General features: G+C 51.7%; 15 protein-coding genes. 8 read left to right on the forward strand and 7 right to left on the reverse strand.

Annotated features, from left to right (window positions below):
• Window positions 1–6: 6 nt before the first annotated feature.
• On the forward strand, window positions 7–1,650 hold the full coding sequence (locus HMF8227_RS07980) for a response regulator (protein ID WP_109339682.1): 1,644 nt from the start codon (window positions 7–9) through the stop codon (window positions 1,648–1,650).
• Between the two features lie 76 nt (window positions 1,651–1,726).
• Window positions 1,727–2,521, forward strand: coding sequence for an acyl-CoA thioesterase (locus HMF8227_RS07985; RefSeq protein ID WP_109339683.1), 795 nt, complete (start codon window positions 1,727–1,729; stop codon window positions 2,519–2,521).
• 4 nt (window positions 2,522–2,525) lie between these two features.
• Here the strand turns inward: HMF8227_RS07985 and HMF8227_RS15055 are convergent, their stop codons facing one another.
• On the reverse strand, window positions 2,526–2,693 hold the full coding sequence (locus HMF8227_RS15055; RefSeq protein ID WP_162558547.1) for a hypothetical protein: 168 nt from the start codon (window positions 2,691–2,693) through the stop codon (window positions 2,526–2,528).
• Between the two features lie 106 nt (window positions 2,694–2,799).
• Here HMF8227_RS15055 and HMF8227_RS07990 point away from each other — a divergent pair, with 106 nt between their 5' ends.
• Entirely contained in the window at window positions 2,800–3,711 is a 912-nt protein-coding gene (locus HMF8227_RS07990) for a LysR family transcriptional regulator (RefSeq protein WP_109339684.1), read from the forward strand.
• 82 nt (window positions 3,712–3,793) lie between these two features.
• On the opposite strand, the gene HMF8227_RS07995 is transcribed toward HMF8227_RS07990, so the two are convergent.
• The 4 genes from HMF8227_RS07995 to yfbV all read right to left on the reverse strand — a co-directional run bounded on the left by HMF8227_RS07995 (window position 3,794) and on the right by yfbV (window position 7,815).
• Window positions 3,794–4,042 carry a hypothetical protein gene (locus HMF8227_RS07995; protein WP_109339685.1) on the reverse strand — a complete coding sequence of 83 codons (249 nt, stop codon included), beginning with the start codon at window positions 4,040–4,042 and terminating at the stop codon, window positions 3,794–3,796.
• Between the two features lie 165 nt (window positions 4,043–4,207).
• Complete coding sequence (locus HMF8227_RS08000) at window positions 4,208–5,254, reverse strand: CNNM domain-containing protein (RefSeq protein ID WP_109339686.1); 1,047 nt, start codon at window positions 5,252–5,254, stop codon at window positions 4,208–4,210.
• A 6-nt stretch (window positions 5,255–5,260) separates the two neighbouring features.
• On the reverse strand, window positions 5,261–7,294 hold the full coding sequence (locus tag HMF8227_RS08005) for an alpha/beta hydrolase family protein (RefSeq protein ID WP_109339687.1): 2,034 nt from the start codon (window positions 7,292–7,294) through the stop codon (window positions 5,261–5,263).
• Between the two features lie 77 nt (window positions 7,295–7,371).
• Window positions 7,372–7,815 (reverse strand): terminus macrodomain insulation protein YfbV, encoded by a 444-nt coding sequence (yfbV, locus tag HMF8227_RS08010; RefSeq protein ID WP_275425502.1) that lies wholly within the window; start codon window positions 7,813–7,815, stop codon window positions 7,372–7,374.
• Between the two features lie 322 nt (window positions 7,816–8,137).
• Here yfbV and trxB point away from each other — a divergent pair, with 322 nt between their 5' ends.
• The 4 genes from trxB to infA all read left to right on the forward strand — a co-directional run bounded on the left by trxB (window position 8,138) and on the right by infA (window position 10,828).
• A complete protein-coding gene (trxB, locus tag HMF8227_RS08015) occupies window positions 8,138–9,094 on the forward strand; it encodes a thioredoxin-disulfide reductase (protein WP_109339688.1) in 957 nt (318 codons plus the stop codon).
• A 40-nt stretch (window positions 9,095–9,134) separates the two neighbouring features.
• Window positions 9,135–9,866 carry a leucyl/phenylalanyl-tRNA--protein transferase gene (aat, locus tag HMF8227_RS08020; protein ID WP_109339689.1) on the forward strand — a complete coding sequence of 244 codons (732 nt, stop codon included), beginning with the start codon at window positions 9,135–9,137 and terminating at the stop codon, window positions 9,864–9,866.
• Window positions 9,838–10,530, forward strand: coding sequence for an arginyltransferase (locus HMF8227_RS08025; protein WP_109339690.1), 693 nt, complete (start codon window positions 9,838–9,840; stop codon window positions 10,528–10,530). Before aat ends, HMF8227_RS08025 begins: the two co-directional genes overlap by 29 nt.
• A 79-nt stretch (window positions 10,531–10,609) precedes the next feature.
• The gene (infA, locus tag HMF8227_RS08030; protein WP_109339691.1) at window positions 10,610–10,828 is read left to right on the forward strand and encodes a translation initiation factor IF-1; all 219 of its coding nucleotides are present in this window, start codon (window positions 10,610–10,612) and stop codon (window positions 10,826–10,828) included.
• 82 nt (window positions 10,829–10,910) lie between these two features.
• Here infA and clpA read toward each other — a convergent pair whose 3' ends face one another.
• Window positions 10,911–13,178: an ATP-dependent Clp protease ATP-binding subunit ClpA gene (gene clpA / locus HMF8227_RS08035; protein WP_109339692.1), complete on the reverse strand. Its 2,268-nt coding sequence runs from the start codon at window positions 13,176–13,178 to the stop codon at window positions 10,911–10,913.
• Between the two features lie 33 nt (window positions 13,179–13,211).
• Window positions 13,212–13,529, reverse strand: a complete 318-nt coding sequence (gene clpS, locus HMF8227_RS08040; protein ID WP_109339693.1) for an ATP-dependent Clp protease adapter ClpS — start codon at window positions 13,527–13,529, stop codon at window positions 13,212–13,214.
• Window positions 13,530–13,723: 194 nt separating this feature from the next.
• Here clpS and cspD point away from each other — a divergent pair, with 194 nt between their 5' ends.
• Entirely contained in the window at window positions 13,724–13,942 is a 219-nt protein-coding gene (cspD, locus tag HMF8227_RS08045) for a cold shock domain-containing protein CspD (RefSeq protein ID WP_109339694.1), read from the forward strand.
• Window positions 13,943–13,980 lie beyond the last annotated feature (38 nt).

The following is a 13,980-nucleotide window of genomic DNA, read 5'->3' on the forward strand; positions in this document are numbered from 1 at the left end:
GTGACATTGGAGCGCAGTAAATTAAAAGTGGCAATCGTGGAAGATAATGGCATGGCCCGAATCAACCTACGTAACCACCTGATGGATATGCAGTTTCAGGATATTGGCTGCTTTACTCACGGCCGCGAACTCAGAAGCGCATTAAAGCGCCAACATTACGATATACTGCTGATGGATTTTCATCTCGGCTCCAATAAAAACGGCGTTGAGGTGATCAATGATCTGCAGAAACAAAATCTGCTTAAACCTTCTACCAGCCTGGTGTTTGTTACTTCCGATCGCATGCCCATGATCGTCGGACAGATCTTCGACGTGCATCCCGAGGCTCTGGTGCTAAAGCCTTATACCATCCGAAATCTGGAAAAGTCGTTAAACAACTGTATCGAGATGCATCAGGTACAAAAGCCTGTTCTCAGGCTGATGGATAAGAACGACAACGAAGGCGCACTGGAAGCGCTGGATCAAATGATCAACAGCGAGACCTGTAAGGCCAAATATCGGATGCCCCTTATCAAGCTGCGTGCCCGGTTGCTGTTAAAGCTCAAGCGTTTCAAGCAGGCTTCAGAGCTTTACCGCTCAGTGTTAGAGCGCTCAGACCAGATCATCTGGGCCAAATGGGGACTAATCCAAAGCACTCACCTGGCCGGTGAGATCGAAGAAAGCGAGGCCATGCTCAAGGATCTGCTCAAAACCAACCTCACCAGCGATAAGGCATCGGAATGGCTGACCCGTATCAATATCGAAAAGAAAGATTATGAGACGGCACTGGAGTACATCAACCGGCTAAAAGAAGGCGAAATGTCCATGTCCGCCACTCGCCTCAAGGCCCAGCTGTTCATGGCACTGGAAGAGCCGGATGAAGCCATCGATCTTGTCGAGAGAAAACGCAACTCCAACCGGGAAATCCGCGAACATTTTAACGAGTTGTCTTTGGATCTGGCCCGCATATACCTGGCTGAAGCCGAAGATAACCCTGAACCCACGATCCGCAAGGAGCGTTTGCAAACCGCTCGTTTTCTGATCGGCAGTGTGGGCCGTAAAGGTCAAAACCCGGATCTGGATGTTCAGCGAGACTACATGCAGGCCCTGGCAGCAGTAGTAGAAGATGATGTACAAAAAGCCCGGGAGTTACTGCAACAGGAAGGCATGCTGGATCTGGACAACGCCGACTTGACCACGCTGTCCGATGCTGTGGCCGCCTGGCATGGCATCGGCGATGATTCCACTGCCTCAGAGCTGCTCAACGACCTGGAAAAACGTCTGGCCTCCCTGCCCGACGAGAATGAAAAAACCGTCTCGGGACTTATGGCGCTGAAAAATGAACGACGCCTGGGCGACAAGAAAACCCGGGCCATCGCCTTTAACAAAAAAGCGCTGGAATACTATACCCAGGACCAGTTCAAAGAAGCTATCGACCTGTTCTACCAGGCTTATATTCTTTTTCCCGACGAGCCGGCATTCAGCCTCAACCTGCTGCACTGTATGGTGCAGGCCAAGCAAGCCGAGCATAAAGAAGCCAGGATAGCCGAACTGTTCGACGAGTTAAAAACCAAGAAGCTTTCCAGTGCTAACGCCAAGCGGATGCAGGAAATCCAGAGTAAAATCAAACAGTATGGCCTACTTGAACAGACCGAAACACCTGAAGAATAGGACTTTTAACGGCGGCATTTACTTTACTCATCGGACCAGATAACCTTGTGCCAAAATCCATTAGGAGGTGGTATTGATGCACATTGATGAGTTACTGGCACAAGTTAACGACGATCAGGATCTCAGCGTAACTGTTCCCAAATCGTGGGCTCAGGGACGCACCGTGTTTGGCGGCTTGTCTGCTGGCCTGCTTTACCAGGCTATGAAACAACGCGTCGCAAAAGACCGGGTACTGCGTTCGCTGACCACTAACTTTGTCGGCCCTTTATTAACCGAACAGCCCTTTACGATTGAAGTAGAAGTACTCAGAGAAGGCAAAAATGCCTCCCAGGCTACTGCCAGAGCCATTCAGGATGGCAAAGTTTCCGTAGTCAGCCAAGCCTGCTTTGGTGTAGCGCGCGACTCTAAGGTAAAGGTGGAAAACCAAACAACCCACCAGATGGAAAAGCCCAGGAAGGCCAATTTTTTACCCCAGATCCCCAAGGTCACGCCCAAGTTTTTCCAACATATGCAGTTGGCTATTGAAGAAGGTGGTATCCCATTTACTGGTAAGAAAAACGCCAACTACCGAGGCTGGATGCGCTTTAAAAAACCGCCCCGGGAAGTGACCGACGCCCACCTGATTGCCCTTGCTGACGCCTGGCCACCGGCCATCTTGCAGAAGCTACGCTGGCCGGCGCCCGCCAGTACAATGAGCTGGAATCTGGACTTTATTCATCCCCACTCTCCCGTTGACCCTAAGGAGTGGTTTGCCTATCAAGTGGAGACACGCCAGGCTGGTGATGGCTATGCCCACAGCGAAGCCAACATCTGGGATGACAAAGGTGAACTCGTGGCCCTGAGCCGCCAGATCATCGCGGTGTTTGATTAATACCTTAACAACAGGCACCGGCAGCACCCGACCCGGTGTTGCCCTGCCTGACTTCATCGTCTACCTTTCGTTTTTGGATAGAGCCTGCGTAAATCGGTAAATAGCCGTCCATCGCTACAAGCCCGCCCAGTATTTTCACTAAAGCCTGCACAAGGCTGGTTGATTGAGTCATGATGCTTTCCCCTTGCTATTGAGTGGAAAGCCAGTTTATTGTATCCCAATAGAGTAATTAACCCAGACAGAGGAAAGTCACTGTTTCCTAAAAAGGCATAATAGCAATGTTCCAACACCTATCCGATATGGCCATCTTTGCCCGAGTGATCGAGATGGGCAGCTTTACCGCTGCCAGCGACGATTTGCAGCTATCGAAAGGCGCGGTCAGCAAAGCCGTCGGCAGACTGGAAAAGCACCTGAGTATCCGCCTTCTAACCCGTACCACACGCTCGTTATCCTTAACCAGCGAGGGAGAACAGTTCTATCAACACTGCGCATGCATTGTCCGTGAGGCCGAGCTGGCCCAGGAGCACCTGGCGTCGCTTAAGACAGAGCCTGAAGGTAAAGTCACCATCAGCGCCTCGGATAACTTCGGCGCGACCCGAGTTGCGCCCTTATTGCCGTCACTACTGGAGCGCTACCCGAAATTATCGGTGGATCTGCAACTGAGTAACGAGATTGTGGACATGGTCAAAGATGGCGTCGATATCGCCATAAGATGTGGTCAGTTGAAAGACTCCAATCTCTACTTCCGCCCCTTGAAGCCTCTTGAGATCGTGCTGGCCGCGTCTAAGACCTATCTGGATAAGGCAGGCCGCCCCAAACATCCTCAGGAGCTGGCCCGAAGTCAGGGCAAACATCAGTGCCTGACCAATGGTGCCAGCGCCAGATTCAAGCGCTGGCGATTTTACAAAGGATCGGAGTTGATTGAGGTGTCTGTAGATGGCCGTTTAAGCATCAGCGACGACAGAGCCTTGTTACATGCCCTGCGCCAACACAAGGGACTCGCCTTTATGCCCAGATATGCACTACAGAAATACATCGAAAATGGCGAGCTGGAAACGGCACTACCCGACTATATGCCGCAACCCGTACCCATGTACCTGGTATATCCTGAACGGCGTTACAAGGGCGCCGGTATCCAGGCCTGCCTGGATCACCTGGAAAAGCACCTGGGCCGGGGTGGAAAGGAGTAACATTTCACCATTACGGCATCTGCGAGCGTTTTGGTTGAAGGCCAGCGAGTAAATGTCCGGAAACAGGTGCTAGTTAGTTGCGTTATACATTTTTAAACCGTTTCGCCACATAGGCGGCAACGGGAGATAAGAAAAGTAAGATGATCGGCACGACAACACTTCCAGTTGCAAAAAGAATAACACTACCGGTCAAGCTGAGGACAGCAATAGCAGCCCACCCCGTACAAATCATTAACGTTGTTTGATTGTTAGTTTCCGTTTTCCATATCCGCAATGACACAGCAAGAAACACCAGTAACATTATGAACGGTAAAAAGTTTGATAATTCCATTTGACTCCCCTTTAGCACCTAACAGCGTCTTACTTAGAATTCTGGGTATCCCCCTAGCAATTCATACATTGGAACGTCGGTGTCTTCTCCATTTATCTCATAGCAACAACAAGTTAACCCACAGTGCTATTAGAAGGACCAGTCTGCCGCTACCGGCAGGCTGGCTTAATCATCCTTGCGAATCATATCCTTTTGCCGCTTTCGGGCCAGCATTCGGGCCAGACGACGCATACTGATGGTCTTATCTTTCTCATCGACAATTTCCATGCCCAGTAAGGCTTCCATCAGGTCTTCCAGCGTCAGAATGCCTTCCAGGCCGCCGTATTCGTCGACAACCAACAGCATATGAGCGCGGTGGTTCAGGAAGTAATCGAAGGTGCGAACCAGTGGCATGGAACTGAGCATGGTAACCATGTCTTTGCGATATTCGCCCACCTTGCGATCATCATTGCCTCTTGCCTTGGCCATCAGCAAGTCAGATTTGAGCACAAAGCCGTTGATATGCTCGGGATCATCCTCAAATACCGGGATCCGCGAAAAGCCGATGTCCTGATGCTTATAGAAAAAACCTTCCACGGTCATGGTCTCAGGCACCGAAAACACCACGGTACGGTGGGTCATTACGTCGCGGATCTTAAGCTCATGCAGGGTCAGCAGGTTTTGCATAATCCTGCCTTCTTCCATCGCCAGTTGCCCTTCCTGCTGCGATACCTCAGCCATGGCAATCAGCTCGTCCCGGTTGAGGCCCTGCAGGGGGCTGTCGCCGGCAAAATGCCGGGTCAGCCACTGTGACATCTTGACGAAGGGGTACATCAGCACAATCAGATAACGCAGAAAATGCGCCGTTGCCGGGGCCAGTTGCCGCCAATAGGTGGCCCCCAAAGTCTTGGGAATGATCTCGGAGAAAATGAGGATTGCCAGCGTCAGCACAGCCGACGCCACCCCTAGGTAGGCATCGCCGAACACGATAGCTGCCTGAGCCCCAGCCCCTGCTGCCCCGAAGGTATGGGCAAAGGTGTTCAGGGTTAAAATGGCCGATAAAGGACGGTTAATGTCCTGCGTATGCTGGCGCAATAAGACGCCGGAGTTCTTACCGTCATTCTCCATCACCGAGATGTAGGCCGACGACACACTTAAAATCACCGCCTCGGCCACCGAACATAAAAACGAGAAGCCGAGGGCGATGAACACATACAACGTCAGTAACAGCATGGGCGCTTAGTCCTGCTCCTTGCCATTGTGTTTGTCAAACCACCACAGGATGTATTCCACCTTGGCCATTAACTGACTGGGACGCTGATAGATACCGTGGCTGGCACCAGGAATGCGCACCATGGCCGTGTCCACCCCTTCCAGCTTCAGGGCCTGATAATACTGCTCGGTTTCCGATATAGGCGTTCGATAATCCGCATCACCGGTCAGCAACATAGTGGGCGTAGTGACATTGCCCACATAACTGATGGGCGAGCGTTTCATGTAGTGCTCGGGGTTCTCCCAGGGTTTATCGGCAAACCAATACTTATAGAAGAACGGATAAAAATCGGCCGTGAGCACAAAGCTATACCAGTTGATCACCGGCTTTGCCACCACCGCGGCGCGGAAACGATCAGTATGTCCGACAATCCAGGCAGTCAACACACCGCCGCCGGAACCACCGGTGACATAGAGCTGGTCTTTATCGATAAAACCTTTGTCGATTACCGCATCCACACCAGACATGAGATCGTCATAGTCCGCACTGGGGTAATTATGGTGAATGGTCTGGGCAAACTCCTTGCCGTAGCTGTCACTGCCTCTGGGATTCACATAGAGCACCACATAACCTGCAGCGGCAAACAGCTGAACCTCACTGGAAAAATGAGGACCATAATTAGCCACCGGCCCGCCGTGGATCTCCAGCAGGAGCGGGTAGTTTTTGTCTTTATCGAACCCAGGCGGATAGGCGATCCAGCCCTGAATGTCCCGGCCATCAGCACTGGATTTAAACCAGATTTCCTCGATCTTAGCCAGAGACTTATGACCAAGGGCGTCATCGTTGAGAGATGTCAGCACCCGAGTCTCGCCCTGCTCTACCACAGCCACATCAGCCGGACGCTGAGGGTTTGAATAGGTAAAAGCTAATGTACCGTCATCGGCCACGGCGAATTCGGCACCGGTATAGGGCCGGCCGTAGGACTGGCCACCGAGCTTATCGGTAATCAGCTTGCGTTCTCCCTCCAGAGGCTGATAAACCACCTTGGTCTTGCCCTGGTCGTCGTATTTCAGATACAGGCCTTCACCGGTGCTATCCCAAACCGCCTGCTCAATGCTACGGTCAAGATCGCCGGTCAGTACCCGGCGGTTGTCGCCATTCAGATCGCTGATATAAACCCGGGCATTTTCGTAGTTGGTCCCCTTATCGTCATAGCCGATGTAAGCCAGTTTCTCACCATCGGGAGAGACCCGGGGACTGCCGTCCGGACCTTTTCGGTCGGTGAGCATAGTGGCTTCGCCGGATGTGACATTCAGGCGGAACACCTCGCTGTCCAGAGGGTCCATGGCATCGGCGGGTTGCTCGTTAGCCGAGAAATACAGCGCCTTGCCATCCGCACCCCAGCTCATAACGCCCTGATGGTCGTAGTCGGTGTCGGTGATTTGCCGGGGGGTACCGCCATCGGCATCGAGCACAAATATTTGGCGGAAACCGTCTTTGGTATAACCACCGCCGTCGAAACGGTAATAGACCTTATCGATAAACTGAGCGGGCTCGGCCCAATCTGCACCCTCCGGCTTACCCGGCAAGGATACGGGCGCGGGCTCAGGCTGTTTAACAAACATCTGGAAAGCAAGCTGATTACCATCCGGTGACCAGGTCAGGTTCGACGGTGCCGAGCTCAGGTTGGTCATACGAGCCTGCTTGCCGGAATCTAACCACAGCATATGAATTTGCGGCTTGCCGGATTCGGTAGACACATAGGCCAGGCGATTATTGTCCGGCGATAAACTCAATCCATAAACATTGTGATAGCCATCGGTAAGAGGCAGTAGCTGGCCGTTGTTGCCCACTTGCCACACGTTGCCCAGCTTACGGTCCGACTGGATATCCATGAAGTGACGCACAAAATACACCGTATCACCATTGTCGGCGATGGTCAGATCAGAGGCATATTCGAGCTCAAACACATCCTCAGACTCTAACACAGACTCTTCACTGGCCTGAGCCGAAAGGCCAACGGACAGCAGCACAGCGGCGCTTAAGGTCTTACGAAACATGGTTATATTTCCTTGAGGTTGGACGACTGACCTCAAGACTAGGGACAAAGGCCTGAGGGTTCAAGGCCTGTGCAAAATTACAGACACTCTCGCGTAAATGCCTGATCCAGTTCAGAGAAGGCGCGCTTCAGTAAGCCTGCCAGTTCCCAGTATCGAGGTTTGCCTTTGTAGCCGCTCATCTGACAGCCGTGTTCACGTAACTTCTGGTAAATTTCCTGATACCAGTTAACTAACTGCGGCGGTAGCTGGCTGTCGGCCCGCTGACCAAGCCACCAAAGCCCCTGCAGAGGTAAACCAAGGATCAACAGCACCATAGTCAGGGTTTGAGGAATATGAGCACTACCAAAGTGATTGAGTAACAAGGTGGCACTGAGAATCGCTACCGGCGGCATCCACTGAACACCAAAGCGCGTCGCTGAGATCACCCGACACTCGGGAAACAGCGCATAGAGCTCTTTACGCATCGGCCAAAGCTTCATATATTGCTGGCCCAGACTCAGTGTTTTAAAGAAAGACTGCACAACTTCCTACCTTTTTGAGGTACGTGACTTTATATCGGCGGCACGTCAATAAACCTGACTTTATTAACGTTATCCTAGCCTATCGCGATCATTTCGCCCATGCCAAAACTGACGCTTTTCAATAAGTGCTGCCTAAACAACGAAATTTTTAACTCTGTCACCTTGGAGATCTTGGTTTTTGGATTTTTAATCCTATATCTTCCCCAACTCGTAACCCTACACTGTTCTCATTACTTAACACGATTGAGACTAAAGCGGCATCGCTCGATGGGTGCAAACAATGGTATCCTTGCCGCAATAATTTATTTGATTTGGAGTTGTTATGGCAGAAGCAAGACATTGCCCCTTGATTATCTTAGGCTCAGGACCGGCAGGCTATTCCGCCGCCGTCTACGCGGCTCGTGCGAATCTTAAACCTGTTCTCATTACGGGTATTCAGCAAGGCGGTCAGTTGACCACCACCACCGACGTAGAAAACTGGCCGGGCGACCCCGAAGGCCTGACCGGACCGGATCTGATGGTCCGGATGCAAAAGCATGCCGAAAAATTCGATACCGAAATCGTCTTCGATCACATCAACGAAACCGATCTGTCCAAGCGCCCTTTCACCTTGAAGGGCGACAGCGGTACTTACACCTGCGACGCGCTGATTATTGGCACTGGCGCCTCAGCCAAATACCTGGGCCTGGAAAGCGAACAAGCCTTTATGGGCAAAGGGGTATCGGCCTGTGCGACCTGTGACGGTTTTTTCTACCGCAATCAGAAAGTTGCGGTAGTGGGCGGTGGCAATACGGCCGTGGAAGAGGCACTGTATCTGTCTAACATCGCTTCTGAAGTCCATGTTATCCATCGGCGTGAAACCTTCCGCAGCGAGAAGATCCTCACCGACCGCCTGATGGATAAGGCCAAAAACGGTAACGTGGTGCTGCACTTAAACCGCACCCTAGACGAGGTCTTGGGCGATGAAATGGGCGTCAACAAAATTCGCATTAAAGACTCTGGCTCTGACGCCACGGAAGAATTGGATATCATGGGCCTGTTTATCGCCATCGGCCACAAACCTAACACGGATATTTTCCAAGGCCAGTTAGACATGGAAAACGGCTACATCCAGATCAAGAGTGGTCTGGAAGGCAACGCCACTGCCACCAGTGTGCCTGGTGTTTTTGCTGCTGGTGATGTGTGTGATCACGTCTACCGTCAGGCCATTACGTCCGCCGGTACCGGCTGCATGGCAGCGCTGGATGCCGAAAAGTATCTTGACGCTCTGGAGTCTTAGTCTCTGCTAATGTCGGCACCTTCGGGTGCCGACACTGATCATGACCATTCAACTTTACCGACTCAGCAACGAGGTGCAGTTCCCTCACCCCTCGTTGGCACTAAACGATCCTAATGGACTGTTAGCTTACGGCGGCGACCTTAGCGTTGCCAGACTCGTGCTGGCCTACCAACATGGGATCTTTCCCTGGTTCAGTGAAGGTGAGCCCATCCTGTGGTGGTCACCGGACCCCAGGGGCATACTGGAACTGGATAACTTCTACGCCTCCAAGAGCCTGCGCAAGCTTGCCCGCTCCGGACGTTATTCAGTAACCCTAAACCGAGATTTTAAACAGGTGATTCGCCAATGCGCCAGCGTGCCCCGCAATGACAGTGGCACCTGGATTACCGAACAGATGATTCAAGCCTATATTGAGCTTCATAAGGCCGGTCACAGTCACTCGGTAGAAATATGGGACGGCCCCGAACTAGTTGGTGGCCTCTACGGTGTGGCCGTTGGCCGGGTGTTTTGCGGCGAGTCGATGTTTCATCATCGCAGCAACACCTCGAAACTTGCCATGCTGGCGCTGGTCCAACACCTTAAACAAGCCGGATTTGCTTTTATCGACTGTCAGTTACAGAATGATCATTTGGCCTCTTTGGGCGTTACGGAAATGCCAAGGCAGGCATTCTTGGTCCGTCTCAGAGAGGCTGTCGTCCAGTCTGTTCCGTCACACTGCTGGCAGCCTCAGGAGCTGAAGATCCATGAACTTTCTGCTCACACAAAACTTTGACTGTAGCTATTTGCCCGGCAGGCAAGAACGCCTGGCGGTATTAGCGCCGGATACTCCCGGACTGCAGCACAGTTATGATTTACTGATTGAAGCGGGATTTCGTCGCGGCGGCGAGAACCTGTACAGGCCGCTTTGCGAGAACTGCAACGCCTGTCAGTCCATCCGCATTCCCACGGCGCGCTTTAACCCCTCACGCAGCCAGAAACGGATCCTGAAGCGCAATCAGGACATTAGCCTGGCGGTCAGCGACTCGGTGCAGGACAACTATTATCCGCTGTATGAGCGCTATATCCGACAAAAACACGCCGATGGCGCCATGTTTCCTCCCTCTGAGGAACAGTTTCGGGGCATGACCGCCCCAAGTTGGGGTCGCAGTCTTTATCTGGAGCTTTGGCTGGACAAACAGCTGGTGGCCGTGGCCATCACCGATCCCTTAGCCGATGCCCTTTCGGCCATTTACACCTTTTACGATCCTGACTGTCAGCAGCGTTCCTTGGGTATTCTGGCGATACTGCGTCAGATTGAATATTGTCAGCAAGAAGATGTCCAATGGCTGTATCTGGGCTATCAGGTGGATGAGTGCAACAAGATGAATTACAAAACTCAATTTTTGCCCTATCAGCGCAGAATTGACAATCAATGGCATGAATTTACAAAAAAATAGGTCCGGAGCTTTACACTTGGCCCTAACTTGGGCAAGATCTGCGCGGCATTTTCCAGACTAACAAAGGTAATTTTTGTCCATGGCGAAAGAAGATTGTATTGAAATGGAAGGCGTGGTGCTGGATACGCTTCCAAATACTATGTTTCGTGTTGAATTAGAGAACGGTCACGTTGTCACCGCGCATATTTCCGGAAAAATGCGCAAAAACTATATCCGTATCCTGACCGGCGATAAGGTCACCGTTGAACTGACCCCCTATGATCTGAGCAAGGGTCGTATCGTTTACCGTTCTCGTTAATTGATTTTCTGAGATTCAGAAAAAAGCCCAAGCCGCCCTGCGGCTTGGGCTTTTTGTTTATGTCTGACTACCTGAGGATAACTCAGGCCTGAGCCTCTGGGTCACTCTCACGCTCGTAATCAAAACTCAGTTCATCGTCTTCTCCAAGATCGATGCGGACGTTGCCGCCGTCGGTCAGCCTGCCAAACAACAGTTCATTGGCCAGCTCTTTTTTGACCTTATCCTGAATCAAACGCGCCATCGGTCTGGCCCCCATGGCTTTGTCATACCCCTTATCGGCCAACCAGGCTCTGGCATCAGCGGTCACTTCCAGTGACACGCCCTTAGCATCCAGCTGCGCCTGTAGCTCAACAATGAACTTATCTACCACCTGCAAAATCACCTCAGTATCCAGGTGATTAAACCAGACAATAGCATCCAGACGGTTGCGGAACTCTGGCGTAAAGATGCGATTGATCTCGGCCAGGGCATCGTGGCTGTGATCCTGCTGCTTAAAGCCAATGGATTTACGCACCGTTTCCTGTACCCCGGCGTTGGTGGTCATCACCAGCACCACGTTACGAAAATCCACCTTGCGACCATTGTTGTCGGTCAGGGTGCCGTGGTCCATCACCTGCAACAGAATGTTGTAGATGTCGGAATGGGCTTTTTCGATCTCATCGAGCAGCACCACCGTGTAAGGGTTTTTAATCACTGCGTCGGTAAGTAAGCCCCCCTGATCGAAGCCCACATAGCCGGGAGGCGCGCCGATCAGGCGGCTAACCGCATGACGCTCCATATACTCGGACATATCGAAGCGCGCCAGCTCTACACCCATGGTCTTAGCCAGTTGCTGGGTGACCTCAGTTTTACCGACCCCGGTCGGACCGGCAAACAGGAAGCTCCCGATGGGCTTGTTTTCATTGCCAAGGCCAGAGCGCGACAAGCGAATGGCGTTGGTTAGCGTATCAATGGCCTTATCCTGACCGAACACCACCATCTTGAGGTTACGATCCAGATTCTTAAGGGATTCCTTGTCCGATGCCGAAACGGATTTTTCCGGAATCCGCGCCATTTTGGCGATGATATGTTCGATCTCGCCCACATTGATGGTTTTCTTACGCTTTGAGGGCGCAACCAGTCGCTGACTAGCGCCAGCTTCATCAATCACATCGATGGCCTTATCCGGCAGGTGGCGCTCGCTGATGTACTTGGCCGACAACTGCGCCGCCGCACGAATTGCTTTCTGGGTGTAACGCACACCATGGTGATCTTCATAACGGGACTTCAGCCCCATCAGTATCTTAGTGGTATCGTCCACACTCGGCTCTACCACATCAATCTTCTGGAAGCGTCGCGCCAGGGCGCGATCTTTTTCGAAGATGCCCTGATACTCCTGGAATGTCGTGGAGCCGATACAGCGCAGCTCACCACTGCTGAGCTTGGGCTTCAGCAAGTTAGACGCATCCATCACTCCGCCCGAAGCGGCGCCAGCGCCGATAATGGTGTGAATTTCATCGATAAACAGGATGGCATGGTCATCCTCAGACAACTCCTTGAGGATGGCCTTAAGGCGTTTTTCAAAATCGCCCCGGTATTTGGTTCCGGCCAGCAGACCGCCCAGATCCAACGAATAAACGGTGGCTTCGGCAATCACCTCGGGCACATCCTCATGGACGATCCGATAGGCCAGACCTTCAGCAATAGCCGTCTTACCCACCCCGGCTTCACCGACCAGCAGCGGGTTGTTCTTGCGACGGCGGCACAACACCTGCACGGTGCGCTCCACTTCCTGATCGCGACCGATAAGAGGGTCGATACGGCCCTCTTTTACTGCCACGTTGAGATTAGTGGAGAACTTGCTTAATACCGACGCGCCTTCTTCCACTTCCACCTCTTCTTCTGCTTCCGATGGATTGAGACCTTCGTCGTCCGACTTGCTCACGCCGTGGGAGATAAAATTCACCACATCCAGACGGGTCACATCGGATTTTTTCAGAATATAAACGGCTTGTGATTCCTGTTCACTGAAAATCGCCACCAGCACATTAGCGCCGGTCACCTCATCTTTCCCGGATGACTGCACATGGAACACCGCACGCTGTAACACCCTCTGGAAGCCAAGAGTTGGCTGAGTTTCGCGATCCGATTCCGGGCCATCCATGATCAGAGGCGTCGTGTCTTTGACAAAATCAGTCAGCTCGGTGCGCATGGCTTCAATATTGGCACCACAGGCCTGCAGCGCTTCATGAGCTGCGGCATTATCCAATAGCGCAAGCAGCAGGTGTTCCACCGTCATAAACTCATGGCGGTGTTCACGGGCAAATACAAACGCCTGATTTAAGGAATGTTCAAGATCTTTATTCAACATACACGCCCCTTACTACTGCTGTGAACGTCTTTATCATGCCGGCTCCATAGAGCACAGCAACGGGTGTTGATGCTTTCTGGCGTATTGATTCACCTGCATCACTTTTGTTTCGGCCACTTCCGAAGTATAGATACCGCACACGGCCTTGCCATCGTAGTGGACGGTTAACATCAACTGATTGGCTTTTTCCGCTGTCAGACTGAAAAACCGCATCAAAACTTCCACCACAAAGTCCATTGGGGTGTAGTCATCATTATTCAAAATGACCTTATACATAGGCGGTGGTTCAACCTTTTTCTTGGTCGATTCCAATAATTTTTCATGGCCTATGGTACTGCTGTCTCTGCTCATACTTTAATAATAGCTGCTATCTTCTGTCCTATTATGTGATCTTTGGCCGCGTAATTAAATGTCAAAATCGCCTTGACAAGATCCGCTCAAAATATCTACATTTCTTGTTGGTTTTGTGATCACAAAACCCGTGTCTCTCTGTTAAGTGGGGGCCATGGATAGACACTTCAAGATGTCAGTGAGAGGAAGTAACAATGGCAGTTGGCAAAGTTAAATGGTTTAACAACGCGAAGGGGTTCGGCTTTATCGTGCCTGAGGAAGGCGGTGAAGACATTTTTGCACACTATTCTACGATTCAGATGGACGGATATCGCTCCCTGAAAGCCGGTCAAGAAGTCAGTTATGAGGTGCAAGAAGGTCCCAAGGGCCTGCACGCCGAAAACATCGAAATCAACGGTGAGCCTCAGCGTTAAACACCAGACCCAAACAAAAAAGCAGATGAAAATTCATC

The organism is Saliniradius amylolyticus, assembly GCF_003143555.1.
Classification (GTDB): domain Bacteria; phylum Pseudomonadota; class Gammaproteobacteria; order Enterobacterales; family Alteromonadaceae; genus Saliniradius; species Saliniradius amylolyticus.

Excerpts from the sequence above, each read along its gene's own strand:
- HMF8227_RS08025 (WP_109339690.1), top strand. The coding sequence starts at position 9,838 with ATGAACTTTCTGCTCACACAAAACTTTGACTGTAGCTATTTGCCCGGC.
- HMF8227_RS08000 (WP_109339686.1), bottom strand. The coding sequence starts at position 5,254 with ATGCTGTTACTGACGTTGTATGTGTTCATCGCCCTCGGCTTCTCGTTT.
- aat (WP_109339689.1), top strand. The coding sequence starts at position 9,135 with ATGACCATTCAACTTTACCGACTCAGCAACGAGGTGCAGTTCCCTCAC.
- HMF8227_RS07990 (WP_109339684.1), top strand. The coding sequence starts at position 2,800 with ATGTTCCAACACCTATCCGATATGGCCATCTTTGCCCGAGTGATCGAG.
- trxB (WP_109339688.1), top strand. The coding sequence starts at position 8,138 with ATGGCAGAAGCAAGACATTGCCCCTTGATTATCTTAGGCTCAGGACCG.
- HMF8227_RS15055 (WP_162558547.1), bottom strand. The coding sequence starts at position 2,693 with ATGACTCAATCAACCAGCCTTGTGCAGGCTTTAGTGAAAATACTGGGC.
- clpA (WP_109339692.1), bottom strand. The coding sequence starts at position 13,178 with ATGTTGAATAAAGATCTTGAACATTCCTTAAATCAGGCGTTTGTATTT.
- cspD (WP_109339694.1), top strand. The coding sequence starts at position 13,724 with ATGGCAGTTGGCAAAGTTAAATGGTTTAACAACGCGAAGGGGTTCGGC.
- HMF8227_RS08005 (WP_109339687.1), bottom strand. The coding sequence starts at position 7,294 with ATGTTTCGTAAGACCTTAAGCGCCGCTGTGCTGCTGTCCGTTGGCCTT.
- infA (WP_109339691.1), top strand. The coding sequence starts at position 10,610 with ATGGCGAAAGAAGATTGTATTGAAATGGAAGGCGTGGTGCTGGATACG.
- HMF8227_RS07995 (WP_109339685.1), bottom strand. The coding sequence starts at position 4,042 with ATGGAATTATCAAACTTTTTACCGTTCATAATGTTACTGGTGTTTCTT.
- HMF8227_RS07985 (WP_109339683.1), top strand. The coding sequence starts at position 1,727 with ATGCACATTGATGAGTTACTGGCACAAGTTAACGACGATCAGGATCTC.
- clpS (WP_109339693.1), bottom strand. The coding sequence starts at position 13,529 with ATGAGCAGAGACAGCAGTACCATAGGCCATGAAAAATTATTGGAATCG.